Annotated in this window: 15 protein-coding genes; 9 read left to right on the forward strand and 6 right to left on the reverse strand. The window is 69.5% G+C overall.

The window, feature by feature from the left end; genetic code table 11:
• Nucleotides 1–89 precede the first annotated feature (89 nt).
• From AC3WLE_RS23965 to AC3WLE_RS23980, 4 genes are all read left to right on the forward strand, one after another.
• Nucleotides 90–419 carry a hypothetical protein gene (locus AC3WLE_RS23965; protein WP_492353210.1) on the forward strand — a complete coding sequence of 110 codons (330 nt, stop codon included), beginning with the start codon at nucleotides 90–92 and terminating at the stop codon, nucleotides 417–419.
• A 144-nt stretch (nucleotides 420–563) separates the two neighbouring features.
• Nucleotides 564–1,457, forward strand: coding sequence for a peptide chain release factor N(5)-glutamine methyltransferase (prmC, locus tag AC3WLE_RS23970; protein WP_492357559.1), 894 nt, complete (start codon nucleotides 564–566; stop codon nucleotides 1,455–1,457).
• A gap of 121 nt (nucleotides 1,458–1,578) precedes the next feature.
• Complete coding sequence (gene grxD, locus AC3WLE_RS23975; protein ID WP_035819727.1) at nucleotides 1,579–1,890, forward strand: Grx4 family monothiol glutaredoxin; 312 nt, start codon at nucleotides 1,579–1,581, stop codon at nucleotides 1,888–1,890.
• An 8-nt stretch (nucleotides 1,891–1,898) separates the two neighbouring features.
• Complete coding sequence (locus AC3WLE_RS23980) at nucleotides 1,899–2,522, forward strand: UbiX family flavin prenyltransferase (RefSeq protein WP_492353212.1); 624 nt, start codon at nucleotides 1,899–1,901, stop codon at nucleotides 2,520–2,522.
• A gap of 69 nt (nucleotides 2,523–2,591) precedes the next feature.
• Here AC3WLE_RS23980 and AC3WLE_RS23985 read toward each other — a convergent pair whose 3' ends face one another.
• The 3 genes from AC3WLE_RS23985 to AC3WLE_RS23995 all read right to left on the reverse strand — a co-directional run bounded on the left by AC3WLE_RS23985 (nucleotide 2,592) and on the right by AC3WLE_RS23995 (nucleotide 5,623).
• Complete coding sequence (locus AC3WLE_RS23985; protein ID WP_029048349.1) at nucleotides 2,592–2,786, reverse strand: hypothetical protein; 195 nt, start codon at nucleotides 2,784–2,786, stop codon at nucleotides 2,592–2,594.
• Nucleotides 2,787–2,927: 141 nt separating this feature from the next.
• Nucleotides 2,928–4,445, reverse strand: a complete 1,518-nt coding sequence (amaB, locus tag AC3WLE_RS23990) for an L-piperidine-6-carboxylate dehydrogenase (RefSeq protein WP_492357560.1) — start codon at nucleotides 4,443–4,445, stop codon at nucleotides 2,928–2,930.
• Nucleotides 4,442–5,623 (reverse strand): saccharopine dehydrogenase family protein, encoded by a 1,182-nt coding sequence (locus AC3WLE_RS23995; protein WP_492321476.1) that lies wholly within the window; start codon nucleotides 5,621–5,623, stop codon nucleotides 4,442–4,444. The genes amaB and AC3WLE_RS23995 overlap by 4 nt, the downstream gene beginning before the upstream one ends.
• Nucleotides 5,624–5,751: 128 nt before the next feature.
• Between AC3WLE_RS23995 and AC3WLE_RS24000 the strand changes: the two genes are divergently transcribed.
• Entirely contained in the window at nucleotides 5,752–6,201 is a 450-nt protein-coding gene (locus AC3WLE_RS24000; protein WP_010809873.1) for an Lrp/AsnC family transcriptional regulator, read from the forward strand.
• A 45-nt stretch (nucleotides 6,202–6,246) separates the two neighbouring features.
• Nucleotides 6,247–7,056, forward strand: coding sequence for a 4-hydroxy-tetrahydrodipicolinate reductase (dapB, locus tag AC3WLE_RS24005; RefSeq protein WP_492321477.1), 810 nt, complete (start codon nucleotides 6,247–6,249; stop codon nucleotides 7,054–7,056).
• 39 nt (nucleotides 7,057–7,095) lie between these two features.
• Here dapB and AC3WLE_RS24010 read toward each other — a convergent pair whose 3' ends face one another.
• The 3 genes from AC3WLE_RS24010 to AC3WLE_RS24020 form a co-directional block, all read right to left on the reverse strand.
• Entirely contained in the window at nucleotides 7,096–7,830 is a 735-nt protein-coding gene (locus AC3WLE_RS24010; protein ID WP_492321478.1) for a hypothetical protein, read from the reverse strand.
• A 154-nt stretch (nucleotides 7,831–7,984) separates the two neighbouring features.
• Entirely contained in the window at nucleotides 7,985–8,983 is a 999-nt protein-coding gene (locus AC3WLE_RS24015; RefSeq protein ID WP_010809870.1) for a Bug family tripartite tricarboxylate transporter substrate binding protein, read from the reverse strand.
• Between the two features lie 52 nt (nucleotides 8,984–9,035).
• A complete protein-coding gene (locus AC3WLE_RS24020; protein ID WP_492353214.1) occupies nucleotides 9,036–10,529 on the reverse strand; it encodes an acyl-CoA synthetase in 1,494 nt (497 codons plus the stop codon).
• Nucleotides 10,530–10,656: 127 nt separating this feature from the next.
• Between AC3WLE_RS24020 and AC3WLE_RS24025 the strand changes: the two genes are divergently transcribed.
• The 3 genes from AC3WLE_RS24025 to AC3WLE_RS24035 all read left to right on the forward strand — a co-directional run bounded on the left by AC3WLE_RS24025 (nucleotide 10,657) and on the right by AC3WLE_RS24035 (nucleotide 13,575).
• A complete protein-coding gene (locus AC3WLE_RS24025) occupies nucleotides 10,657–11,571 on the forward strand; it encodes a LysR family transcriptional regulator (protein ID WP_492357561.1) in 915 nt (304 codons plus the stop codon).
• 137 nt (nucleotides 11,572–11,708) lie between these two features.
• Nucleotides 11,709–12,224 carry a winged helix-turn-helix transcriptional regulator gene (locus AC3WLE_RS24030; protein WP_492321481.1) on the forward strand — a complete coding sequence of 172 codons (516 nt, stop codon included), beginning with the start codon at nucleotides 11,709–11,711 and terminating at the stop codon, nucleotides 12,222–12,224.
• Complete coding sequence (locus AC3WLE_RS24035) at nucleotides 12,217–13,575, forward strand: MATE family efflux transporter (RefSeq protein ID WP_492321482.1); 1,359 nt, start codon at nucleotides 12,217–12,219, stop codon at nucleotides 13,573–13,575. The genes AC3WLE_RS24030 and AC3WLE_RS24035 overlap by 8 nt, the downstream gene beginning before the upstream one ends.
• The last annotated feature ends 4 nt before the right edge of the window (nucleotides 13,576–13,579 follow it).

The raw sequence follows: 13,579 nt of genomic DNA on the forward strand, positions 1-13,579 counted from the left end.
GGTAAGCCCGCTGTCTATAATCGATTTCGACCGGCAAACGGAGAATGGTGCCGGGTAGTCACTCCCGAGAACATACCTAGGACGAAATCATGAAAAAACTGCTCGCGCTGTTGATGATCACCGCGGCCATGGCCGCGTGCAGCAAGAAGGAAGAAGCCCCGCCTGCCGCCTCGAACGCCGAGAGCGCCATGCAAAGCGCCGCTGAATCCGCCAAGGCCGCCGCGAGCGATGCCGCCGCTGCCGCCAGCAGCGCCGCAGACGCCGCCAAGTCCGCCGCCAGCGGTGCTGCGGCCGACGTCTCGGCTGCCGCCGACAAGGCCAAGGAAGACGCCGCCAGTGCCATGGCAAATGCCAAGCAGGCCGCCAAGGATGCCGTCAACACGGGTGCCGACAAGGCCAAGGACGCCGTCAATAAGTAATCGTCCCGGCGGGGGCATTGCGCCGCCCGCTGTCGATGAGCGGTACACTGGCGGCAAGCTGGAAGTCCCGCCCCAAAGCCCCGCCAGGCCTTTGCGCCGGTGGGGTTTTTTGTAGCCGGCAAAAGAACCGTCCCCGCCCTTTCGATGTCTTCCCCAAACTCTGCCGCGCTGCCGGCGACCCCCACGCTGCGCGAAGCCCAGACCCTCGCCGCCATGGCCGGGCTGCCTGCCCTGGAAGTGCGCATGCTGCTGACGCATGTCACCGGCCTGAGCCGCACCCAGCTGATCACGCGCGACACCGACACCCTCACCATCGCCCAGCGCGACGCCTTTGCCACGCTGCTGGCGCGGCGGCTGGCGGGCGAGCCGATGGCCTACCTGATCGGCGAGCGCGAGTTCTTCGGCCGCAAGTTCCGGGTCACGCCTGATGTGCTGATCCCGCGGCCCGATACCGAGGTCGCCGCCGAAGCCTCGCTGGCGCGGCTGGCCGAGGTGCCGCAGCCGAACGTGCTGGACCTGGGCACAGGCTCGGGCGTCCTGGCCGTGACGCTGGCGCGCGAGCGCCGGGATGCGCAAGTCTGGGCCACCGACATCTCGCCCGGCGCGCTGATGGTGGCGCAGGACAACGCCAGCGCGCTCGGCGCCGACCGCATCCACTTCCTGGTGTCTGACTGGTACGCGGCGCTGCCGCCGGGCCTGCGCTTTCACCTGATCGTCAGCAATCCGCCCTACATCGCCGCGGGCGATCCGCACCTGACCGAAGGCGACCTGCGCTTCGAACCAATCGATGCGCTGACCGACCACGACGACGGCCTGTCCGACCTGCGGGTCATCGTCGGCGGTGCCGGCGCCCGGCTGCTGCCTGGCGGCTGGCTGCTGATGGAGCATGGCTACGACCAGGCGCAGGCCACCCGCCAGTTGCTGGAAGCCGCCGGTTTCACCGAGGTCTTCACCGCCCGCGACCTGGCCGGCCTGGAACGCTGCACCGGCGGACGCTGGCCAGGCGCCCGGCCCGGCGGCACCACTGCCGCTCACTGAAGCCCGGCGGCGATTCCGGTAAAATCGCCGTCAGATCCCCGCCACGCGGCCAGGCCGCGTGGTGTCCCATTCTCCCCAGGCGGCGCCCGCGACACGGCATCGCCCCACTGAAAAGCAAACCATGAGCGACGTGCAGCAAAAGATCGATCAGATCGTCAAGGGCAACCCAGTAGTCCTGTTCATGAAGGGCTCCGCGCAATTCCCGATGTGCGGCTTCTCGGGCCGCGCCATCCAGATCCTGAAGGCCTGCGGCGTGGACGCGCCGACCACGGTCAACGTGCTGGATGACGAAGGCATCCGCCAGGGCATCAAGGAATACGCCAACTGGCCGACCATCCCGCAGCTCTACGTGAACGGCGAGTTCATCGGCGGCTCGGACATCATGATGGAGATGTACCAGAACGGCGAACTGCAAACCCTGCTGAAGGGCTGAGTTCCTTTATGTCCGTGACTGGCGGCACACCCAAACGGCTGATCGTCGCCATCACGGGCGCCACCGGCGCCATCTACGGCGTGCGCCTGCTGCAGGTGCTGCGCGCGGCGCCTTCGGTGGAAACCCATCTGCTGATTTCGCCGGCCGGCGTGATGAACCTGCAGCATGAGCTGGACATCAGCCGTGCCGAGGTGGAGGCGCTCGCCGGCGTCGTGCACAACGTGCGCGACATCGGCGCGACCATCGCCAGCGGCTCGTTCCGCGCACAGGCGATGGTGGTGGCCCCCTGCTCCATGCGCACGCTGGCGGCGATTGCGCACGGCCTGTCCGACAACCTGATCACGCGCGCTGCCGACGTCACGCTCAAGGAGCGGCGCAAGCTGGTGCTGATGGTGCGGGAAACGCCGCTGAACCTTGCGCACCTGCGCAATATGACGGCGGTGACGGAAATGGGCGGGATCGTGTTCCCGCCGGTGCCGGGCTTCTACCAGAAGCCACAAAGCATTGCCGAACTGGTCGACCATACGGTCGGGCGCGTGCTCGACCTGGTGGATTTGCCGGAGATCGGGCAGACGCTCGCGCCCAGCTGGGGCGGGCTGAACCCCAGGGCCGGCGACGCGGCCGGCAACTGAACTGCGGCCGGCGCGCGGCCTCTCTCTACGCGCCGGCATCCTCCCGCATTGTCGTGCCAACCGCGCTCATTACCAGCGGCGGTAGCCCCGCCCGTAATAGCCATAGCCACCGTAGTAGTACGGCCGCGGCGCCACCACCACCGGCGCGGGCGCCACGTACACCGGCGCAGGGCCGACCGCGGGGCCGGCAGGCGTGGGATAGACGGCGCAGCCGCCCAGCAGGGTGACGGATGCCGCAGCGGCAGCCAGTCCAATCGTCAGCATTCTCATCTTTCGTCCTTGGGTCGGAACGGGCATGTGCCTGCCCTGCTGACGTTATACGGGCAGAAGCCGTAATACGGCGTCAAAGGCGTGTAAGGCTTGTTACCGTTCCCTACGCGCCCTGTAACACATCCAGGGATGCCATCAGATCTCGAACCGTATCCCCTGCGCCAGCGGCAGCGAATCGCCATAGTTGATGGTGTTGGTAGCGCGGCGCATATAGCCCTTCCACGCATCCGATCCCGACTCGCGGCCCCCGCCGGTTGCCTTTTCCCCGCCGAAGGCGCCGCCGATCTCCGCGCCGCTGGTGCCGATGTTGACGTTGGCAATGCCGCAGTCGCTGCCTGCCGAGGACAGGAAGCGCTCGGCCTCGCGCATCGATTCCGTGAAGATGCACGACGATAGCCCGTGCGCCGCGGCATTGTTCAGCGCGATGGCCTCATCCAGCGTGGTGTACGGCATCAGGTACAGGATCGGCGCGAAGGTCTCGGTCAGCATGGTGTCGTGCTGGGCGTCGGTCATCACCAGCGCGGGCCGCACGTAACAGGCATGCGGGTAGCGGTCGGCCAGCAGCCGTTCGCCGCCGGTGACGATATTGCCCTGCGCGCGGCAGGCGGCCAGCGCATTGGCCATGGCATCGCCCGCGGCGGTGTCGATCAGCGGGCCGACCAGGGTGCCGTCGGCGAGCGGGTCGCCGACGGGCAGGCGGTCGAACACCGTGATCAGCCGGCTCGCCATGGTGTCCATCAGGTCGGCGTGGATAAAGCAGCGACGCAGCGTGGTGCAGCGCTGGCCCGCCGTGCCGGCCGCGGCAAAGGTGATGGCGCGCACCGCCAGCTCGATGTCGGCCGAGGGTGCGACGATGGCGGCATTGTTGCCGCCCAGCTCCAGGATGCTGCGCTTGAAGTGCCCGGCGCAGGCAATGCCGACCTCGCGCCCCATGCGGGTCGAGCCGGTGGCGCTGACCAGCCGCACCGCCGGGTGCGACACCAGGTGGGTGCCAAGCATGCGCCCGCCCGGCAGCACCGCCGAGATGCCGGCGTGCTGCGGCGCCGCCGCGGCCAGCACGCGCTCCAGCAGACTATGCGCGGCCAGCGCGCACAGGGAGACCTTTTCCGAGGGTTTCCAGATCACGCCGTTGCCGCACACCAGGGCCAGCGCCGCATTCCACGCCCACACCGCCACCGGGAAGTTGAAGGCCGAGATCACGCCGCACAGCCCATACGGATGCCAGGTCTCGCGCATCGCATGCTGCGGGCGCTCGGAGGCAATGGTCAGTCCGTGCAGCTGGCGCGACAGCCCGACCGCGAAGTCGCAGATGTCGATCATCTCCTGCACCTCGCCCAGGCCTTCCTGCAGGATCTTGCCGGACTCCAGCGAGACCAGCCGGCCCAGCGCCGGCTTGTGTTCGCGCAGCACCTCGCCGAAGCGCCGCACGATCTCGCCGCGCGCGGGCGCGGGCAGCAGCGCCCAGGTGGTCTGGGCCGCGTGGGCGCGGGCGATCAGCGCATCGGCATGCGCCGGCGTGCAGGCCGGGACATGGCCGATGGCCTCGCCATCGACCGGCGAGCGGACCGTCACGGCGCCGGCCGGCGTGCCCTCCCGCCACGGCCGCGGCAGACCCAGCGAATCCCAGCAGGCAGCGAACTCTTGCGCTTTCATATGACGGTCTCCTGGAGCGGATGCTGCGTGTAATGGCGGCCGAAGCGATTGGCAAGGAAGGCGTCCAGCGGCATCGACTCCTGCCGCACGAAGCCGGATTGCGGCAGCGCGCCGGTGGCCACCAGGTCCAGCGCGGTGCAGATGCCCGCGGCAGTGGTCAGCTGGATCGCGTTGACATGGCCACCCTTGCCATCCACCCCGCCGATGCGCGCCGAGAACGAAGCCTGCGTCAGCGGCCCGCGCCCGCGTTCGCCCCCGGCCGGGTAGCCGGTGGCGGTGGCGAACACGATCACCACGTCCTGGTCGGTCACCGGAATGGCGCGATCAAAGATATCGCGCAGCCATTCGCGGCGTTCGCGCAGGCGCAGGTCGTTGAGCAGCAGTTTCATCAGCGCGCAATGGCCGGGATAGCGGATGGACTTGTAGTCGACATGGCGCGCGCGGCCGGCCAGCGTCTCGGGCAGCGTGCCCAGGCCGCCAGATGTATTAAAGGCTTCGTATTCGATGCCGTCCAGCGCAAAGCTTTCCAGCCCCTCCAGCGCCGTCAGTTCCACGCGACGGCCATCGACGATGGCCTCGCACGGGTTGCAGTACTCGTTGATCAGTCCCTCGGTGCTCCAGGTCAGGTTGTACTTGAGCGCATTGCTGGGGTAGCGCGGCAGCGCGCCGACCCGCATCTGCAGGTCCAGCAGTTCCCCCCCGCCGCGCAGGAAGCGCTGCGCCAGGTCATGCCCGACCACGCCGATAAAGCCCGGCGCCAGCCCGCACTGCGGCATCAGCACCGAGCGCGCGCTTTGCGCCAGCTGGCGGATGGCCTGGGTCGCGGCCACGTCCTCGGTCAGGTCGAAGTAATGCACGCCCAGGCGCGCCGCCACCGAAGCCACGCTGATCGCGGCATGGAACGGCAGCGCGTTGAGCACGGCATCGGCGCCGGCCAGCAGCGCGGCGCAGGTGCCGGGCTCGGTGGGGTCGCCGGCGCGCGCCAGCACGCCGCGCGGCAGGCCGTCGAGGCGGCGTGCGTCATGGTCGACCACGCTGACGCGGTAGTCGCCGCTGTCATGCAGCATGGTGGCAATGGTGCGCCCGATCTTGCCCGCGCCCAGTACCGCCACGTGCAGCGGGCGGGTCGCCTTGGGCAGGTCACGCGGGGCCTGCCGGCCCAGGTTCGAGGCTTGCATGGTGTCTCCGTCCACAAGAAAAGGTTGTCCCGTTGACTGGAGTATGGATAGCGCGCGCGACACAATGAAGCCGCAATAACGACGAAAAACCGCCATAATCGAACGAAACGACGAATCATCCCGACGCAATGACCGAACTCGACACCACCGACCGGCACCTGCTGTCGCTGCTGCAGGCCAATGCCCGTGAAAGCGCCGCCAACCTCGCCCGGCACCTGGGTATCGCCCGCACCACCGTGGTCGCGCGCATTGCGCGGCTGGAGCGCAGCGGGGTGATCGCCGGCTACGGCGTGCGGCTGGGGCAGCGCATGGAAGACAACGCCATCCTGGCCTACTGCGGCCTGTCGGTGCAGCCCAAGGCCGCGCCCGCCATCCTGCGCGCGCTGCAGCGCCTGCCCGAGATCGAAGAGGTCAATTCCGTCAGCGGCCCGGTCGACTACCTGGTGGCGATCCGCTGCGACACGCATGACCGGCTGGACCGGCTGCTCGACGAAATCGGCATGCTCGACGGCGTCAACCACACCACCACCTCGATCGTGCTGGCGCGCAAGCTCGACCGCCGGCGCGCCGCCGGCTGACGCGGTATGCTGCCAAACCCATCAGCCTTTGCGGAGAAACAGAACATGAACAACCCGATCCGTGTCGCCGTGGGCGGCGTGACCGGCTGGGCCGGCGGCGAACTGGCGCGCGGCGTGGCCCATGCGGCCGACATGACCCTGGTGGCCGGCCTGTCGCGCGGCGCCGCCGGGCAACCTCTGGCGCAGCTGACCGGCCATGCCGATACGCCGGGCGTGGCGGCCGCCAGCATCGAGGCCCTGGGGGAGACGCCCTACGACGTCTATGTCGAATACACCAAGCCGGGCATCGCCAAGCACAACATCCTGCAGGCGCTGGCGCACGGCGCGCACGTGGTGGTGGGCACCTCGGGGCTGACCGACGAGGACTATGCCGAGATCGACGCGGCCGCGCGCCAGGCCGACCGCGGCGTGCTCGCCTGCGGCAATTTCGCCATCACGGTGGTGCTGCTGCAGAAGTTTGCCGAGATGGCCGCGCGCCACCTGGAGCACTGGGAGATCATCGACTACGCCAAGGCCGGCAAGATCGACGTGCCCTCCGGCACCGTGCGCGAGCTGGCCTACCGGCTCGGCCAGGTCAAGGCCGCCGCGCAGGCGGTGCCGGTCGACCAGGTCAAGGGCCCGAAGGAAACCCGCGGCGCCACCATGTCGGGCACGCAGGTGCACGCGGTGCGGCTGCCGGGCTACCAGCTTGGCGTGGAAGTGATCTTCGGCGCCGACGGCCAGCGCCTGCACCTGAAGCACGAGGCCGGCGACGGCTCCACGCCCTATGTCGCCGGCGCGCTGCTGGCGATCCGCAAGGTCAACACCGTGCGCGGCGTGGTGCGGGGGCTGGACAAGGTGATGGAAGGGCTCTGAGGCCAGGTGCGCAGGCGGCCAGGCCGCCTGCTGCGGGTGTTACCAGCTGCCAGGCTTCTCCGGCTTGGCGGCTGGCTTCGGCGCGGGCTTGGCGGCGGCAGCCTTGCCGCCCTTGGCCGCGGGTGCCGAGGCCGGATTGAGCTGCTTGTCCACCTCGGCATCCTTGTCCGCCATCAGCACGCGCGCCTGCGGCAGCAGCATTTCGATGGTGCCGGTGTTGGGGTCCTCCGGCATGGCGTAGAGCTCAACCGTCAGCGGCTTGTGCATCCAGCCGGCGTGCAGCGTCTTGACGCTCTTGCCAGCCTTGTCGGGCATGTCGACCTGCTCCTGCCGGAACGGCTTGCCGTACAGCGCGCTGACGCTGTCGGCCGCGGCCTGCTGCGAGTTGGCGCCGGCGGTCGGCACTACCAGGCCGACCAGCGCATTGCGGTCGACAAAGGCCAGCACAAAGGGGCCGTCCATGAATGACGGGCGCTGCGCGCGCGGCACGCCGACCTGGCGCATCAGGCCATCGCCCTTCAGTTCGACACAGAATCCGGTGACGTCGCGGCCATCGGGCGTGCGCTTGTCGGCGCAATCCGGCAAGGCCGGCAGCGGGTTGCCGATTTCCAGCATGGCCAGCAGCGGCGACAGCGCGCTGTTCTCGACCTTGGCCTGGGCCTTGGCCGGTGCGGGGGCTGGTTTGGCGGCAGGGGCGGAAGCGGGCGCGGCAATGGCGCCGGCAGCGGCGCCCAGCAGGCCGGCAAACGCCAGCCCGGCAACGGGGAATTTCAAATCGGACTCCTGATGAACGGCTCCGGGTTGGAGCCCGCCCCGGCCGGGTTGTTCCTGCTGGGCGCGGGCGGTGACGGGAAAGTCACCGGCGGCCTGCCGGGCCAGGGGCGAGCAGTAGCTTACCCCATGGCCCTGGCGGCTCCCGCACTTCCAGTCAGTCCAACGAAATGTTATTGGCCTTGATGACCTTGCCCCAATGCTCGCGGTCGGCTTCGATATATCGGTCGATCTCGGCCTGCGTGCGCGGGGCCTGCACGACCAAGCCCAGCGCGCTGAAGGTGGAACGGAACTGCGCGTCCTTGAGCACGTGGGCAGCGGCGGCCTGCAGCCTGGCCACCGCATCGGGCGGCGTCTGCGCGGGCACGGCCAGGCCGAACCAGGTGGCGGCCTGGAAGTTGGGATAGCCGCCTTCCGCCACGGTCGGCACGTCGGGCAGCACGTCCAGCCGGGTGCGGCCGGTGACCGCCAGCGCCTTGAGCTTGCCTGCCTTGATATGTGGCAGCGAGGTGCTGACCACATCCACCATCAGCTGCACGTCGTTGGCCAGCAGCGCCGACAGCGCCGGGGCGCTGCCGTTGTAGGGCACGTGGGTGACGCTGATGCCCAGCTCGGTCTTGAGCATTTCGGTGGCCAGCTGGAGCGCGTTGCCCAGGCCGACCGAGCCATAGTTGAGCTTGCCGCCCGCGGCCTTGGCGTAGGCCGCGAACTCGCGGATATTGCTGGCCGGCACCTTGCTGTTGGTCACCACCACCAGCGGCACCTCGGCGCCGATGCTGAAGATCTTGAAGTCCTTGGGCGGATCGTAGTTGATCTTCTTGTACAGCATCGGGTTGAGCACCATGCTGCCGTTGGTGGCCAGCACCATGGTGTAACCGTCTGCGGGCGCACGCGCCACGCTGGTGGTCCCGATCATGGTGGCCGCGCCGGGGCGGTTTTCCACCACCACGGTCTGGCCCAGCTGGCGCGACATGCCGTCGGCCAGCGCGCGGCCGAACTGGTCGGTCGAGCCGCCGGGGGTGTAGGGCACGACCAGCTTGATCGGACGATCGGGATAGGCGGCCTGCGCGGCCCCGCCCCACATGGCCAGCGCACACCCCGCGCCGGCTGCCATCGCGGCGAGCCAGGCGCGCCGTCCGCTTGGTTTGTTCTGCATCGCGTCTCCTCCTGTTGTTATCGGTCGTGATCGATCCAGGCCGGGCACGCGCTCAGACGCGGCGCTGGCGGCCTTCCCAGTATCGGTCACGCAGCCGGCGCTTGGCGAGCTTGCCGGTTTCATCGCGCGGCAGCTGCGCCTCGACCACGATGCTGCGCGGCACCTTGAAGCCCGACAGCCGCTGGCGCAGCCAGTCGATCACCTCGGCCTCGCGGATCTCCACGCCCGGCATCGGCTGCACCATGCCCAGCAGGCGCTCGCCGTACTCGTCGTCGGGGATGCCGAACACCACGCAGTCGGCCACGCCGGGGTAGCGCACCAGCTCATGCTCGATCTCGGCCGGGTAGATGTTCACGCCGCCGGAGATCACCATGTCCGAGGCGCGGTCGCAGATAAACAGGTAGCCGTCGGCATCGACATAGCCCATGTCGCCCAGCGTCACCAGCCCGTCGCGGTCGATGGCGGCACGCGCGGCGTCATTGTTGCGGTAGCTGAAGTCGGGGTAAGCCGGCTGGCGCACGTAGACCAGGCCGACCTCGCCCGGCGCGCACGGGCGGCCGTTCTCGTCGAGGATGCGCAGCTGGGCGTCATCGACCGGCTTGCCGGCGGTCCCCGGGCGCGCGGCGGCATCGGCCGGCGTGGCCACGGTGATCATGCCGGCTTCGCTGGAGGCGTAGGTTTCATGGATGACCGGGCCCAGCCATTCCAGCATCGCGCGCTTTACTTCGGGCGAGCACGGCGAGCCGGTGGAGGCGACGAAGCGGATCGAAGACAGGTCGTACTTCGCGCGCACCTCGGGCGGCAGCTTGAGCAGGCGCACGTACATGATCGGCACCAGGTAGAGCACGTCGATGCGGTGCTTTTCCACCAGCGCCAGCACCTGCTCGGCGTCAAAGCGCGGCGTGAGCACCAGGCGTTCGGCCATCTGCAGCGCGTTCTGGATAAACGAGCCCGGCGCGCTGTGGTACAGCGGCGCCGACATCAGCGTGCGGCAGCCCGGCTCGATGCCATAGGTCTGCCTCACCACCGAGCGCATGCGCGCGAGCTGTTCCTCCAGCCGGTCCAGCGGCAGCGGCTGGCGCACCACGCCCTTGGGCCGGCCGGTGGTGCCGGAGGTGTAGGCCATATGGCCGCGCGGCGCCACGCGCGGGCCGTCGTAGGCCGGCTGCTGCGCCAGCCAGCTTTCATAGTCGATGGCGCCTTCGGCGGGGCCGCCCACCGACAACACCGTCATGCCGGCCGGAACGGCGTCGCGCACGACGGGCAGCAGGTCGGCCTGCACCAGCAGCACCCTGGCGCCGCTGTCGGTCAGCAGGAAGCGCACCTCCTCGGCGGTGAAGTGCCAGTTGATCGGGCAGTAGTAGCAGCCCGCGGTGCGGCAGGCATGGACCACGTCGGCATAGGCCGGATCGTTGCGCAGCAGCACGGCGACCACGTCGCCCTCCTGCACGCCCAGCGCGCGCAGGCCGCCGGCCAGGCGGGCGCCGCGCGCCAGCAGTTCTTCGCCGCTGCGGTGCATGTCTTCAAACCAGAGGTCCGTGGCCATCTGTTGTCTCCTGTATGCGATCCGTTCTGTCAGCCGACCACTGTATCGGCGTAGCCGTGCATCGACAATCACGCGCATCGGAATCACAATGTTGCACCAGACGCGACAATCCTGCAGGCAATCCCCGATGGACCTCAACCTGATCCAGGCCTTCGTCGACATCGTCGACGCGGGCAACCTGGCCGAAGCCGGCCGGCGCCGCGGCGTGACGCGCTCGCAGGTCAGCCGCCAGCTGCGTGAGCTGGAGCACCAGGCCGGCGCCCAGCTGCTGCGCCGGACCACGCGCCGGCTGGAGTTGACCGGGCCCGGCCATGCGCTGTACCAGCATGGCGTGCGCATCCTGCAGGAAGTGGCCTCGGCGCAGGCCGAGATCGACAGCCTGGGCCGGACCCTGCGCGGCCATGTGCGCGTGAGCGTGCCCACCGGGCTGGGCGATGCCTATATCGCGCCGCTGCTGCTGCAGTTTGCGCGGAAGCACCCCGGCATTACGTTGCGCGTGTTCTTCGCCAACCGCGTCAACGACCTGATCGCGGCCGAGATCGATGTCGCGCTGAAGGTCACCTCGGCGCCGCCGCTGGATCATGTGGCACGTGAAATCTGCGACATCCGCTGGCAACTGTATGCATCGCCGGAGTACCTCGCAGGCATCCCGCCGGTACAAGCGCCGCCCGACCTGACCGGCTGCAACTTCCTGTGCCCGCCGTACCCGCCGCGCCAGTTCCCGCTGTCGCTGTACCGCGACGGCCAGCGCGTGGACGTGGCCCTGACGCCAAAGCTGCAGTCCGAACACTTCCTGTTCCTGGCGCGCGCCGTGCGCGAGGGCCACGGCATCGGCATGCTGCCGGTCTACATCGGCTGGGAGGAAGTGCGCGCCGGCCGGCTGGTGCCGGTGCTGCCCGACTGGCGCCCGGAGGGGCTGGGCAACAAGCTCTTCATCATCACCACGCCCAACCTGCACCCGTCGATGGCCACCCGCGCGCTGATCGGGTTCCTGCGCGAGGAACTGGACAAGCTTGAGGTGTTCCGCGACGCAGTGGCGTAGCCGGCACCGCCGGCCGGTGAACGAACGCTTTCCGGACCTAGGGTGGCAGCCCGCCCTGCAAACTTTCGTTTTGCAAGCTATGCTCCAGAAAACTTGCACTTTGCAAGCAAACCGACAGGACCAGAACGGCGGAGACCATGCCCCCTACCGATTTCACCTCGATGCCCTGCCCCGTGGCCCGCTCCATGGCCGTGCTGGGCGAACGCTGGGCCATCCTTGTGCTGCGCGAGGCCTTCTACGGCAGCACGCGCTTCGACGAGTTCGAACGCAACCTTGGCATCGCCCCCAATATCCTCAGCGCGCGCCTGAAGACGCTGGTGGCGCACGGGCTGCTGGCCCGCGTCACGCCCGAGGGCGGTGCTCGCCACATCTATCAGCTGACCGACAAGGGCCGCGACTTCTTTCCGGCCTATGTCGCGCTCAAGGCCTGGGCCGACCGCTGGATGACCGATGAAAAGGGTCCGCTGACGCTGCTGCAGGACCGCCGCACCGGCGCCGAGATTGCCGAGCCGGCGCTGGCGCGCGCCGACGGCAGCGCGATCACGCTGGACGATGTGCGTGTCCTGCCCGGCCCGGGTGCCGGCCGCTTCCTGCGGCAGCGCTTTGGCGAGGCCGGGACCGTTGGCGAGCCAGGGGAGGCCCGCCATGACTGACACGCGCGCATTGCCCGCGGGCGCCCTGCCCGCCGAGGCGGTACCGGCCACTGAAATTGCGCGCCGCATCGGCAAGCTGGCCGGACCGACCGCGCTGATCGCCGTGCTGCAGGCCGCGGCCCAGTTGATCGAAACCTGGCTGGCCGCGCGCCAGGGCACGGCGGCGCTGGCCGGCTGGGCGGTGGTGCTGCCGTTTGCGCTGCTGCTGCAGCAGATGTCGACCGGAGCGATGGGCGGCGGCGTGGTCGCGGCCATCGCCCGCGCGCTCGGCGCCAACAAGCGCGAGGAAGCATCTTCGCTGGTCATGCACGCGCTGCTGATCGCAGTGACCGCCGGGCTGGCCTTTGCGGTGGTGCTGGCGGGCTTCCCGCGCAGCGTGCTGGGCGCGGTGGCCGGCGCCACGGCGGCGGAGGCCGCTGCCAACTATGCGATCTGGTTGTTCGGTGCCGGCGCGATTCCGGCGTGGCTGGCCAATACGCTGGCCTCGGTGCTGCGCGGCGGCGGCCGCCATGCGCTGGCCGCACGCGTGCTGGCGCTGATGTGGGTCGCTTTCCCCGCACTGTCGTGGCTGCTGGCCGAGCCTGCCGGCATGGGGCTGGCCGGCATCGGCGCCGCGCTGGCGGCGGTGTCGTGGGCCGCGGCGCTGGCCATGGCGATCGTGGTGGCGCGCGGCGGCGCGGGCTTCGTGCCGGTGCTGCGGGTGCGGCCGTCGTGGGAGCTGTTCGCGCGCATCCTGTCGGTCGGGCTGGTGGCGTGCGCGCTGGCCTCGGTGGCCAACCTGACCACCATCCTGGTCACCGCGCAATTGCGCCACCACGGCACTGCGGCAGTGGCGGCCTATGGCATCTCGGCGCGGCTGGAATTCCTGATGATCCCGCTGGCCTTTGGCGTGGGTTCGGCGCTGACCGCGCTGGTCGGCCGCGCCGTGGGCGCCGGCGACTGGCATACCGCCCGCCGCACGGCATGGGTCGGCGCGTTCCTGGCGCTGGCTATCGCCGGCACCGCCGGCACCGCCGTGGGCCTGGCGCCGGTGCGCTTTGCCGGCCTGTTCACCCATGACGCCGAAGTGATCACCATCGCCGCGCGCGCGCTGTCATGGGTAGGGCCGGCCTTCGGCGGCTTCGGCCTGGGCATGGCGCTGTACTTTGCCTCGATGGGCGCGGGCCGCATGCGCTGGCCGGTGGCCGCGGGGCTGTGCCGTATCGCGCTGGCGGTGGGCGGGGGCTGGCTGCTGGCGAACGTGTTCGGGATGGGGCTGGACGGACACTTCCTGGGGGTGGCGCTGGGGATTACGGCCTATGGCGTGGTCACGGCGCTGGGGGTGCGGCAAGGGGAATGGTCGGCGCGGTAAGTGC

The organism is Cupriavidus sp. FW306-1B-F12B, assembly GCF_058781795.1.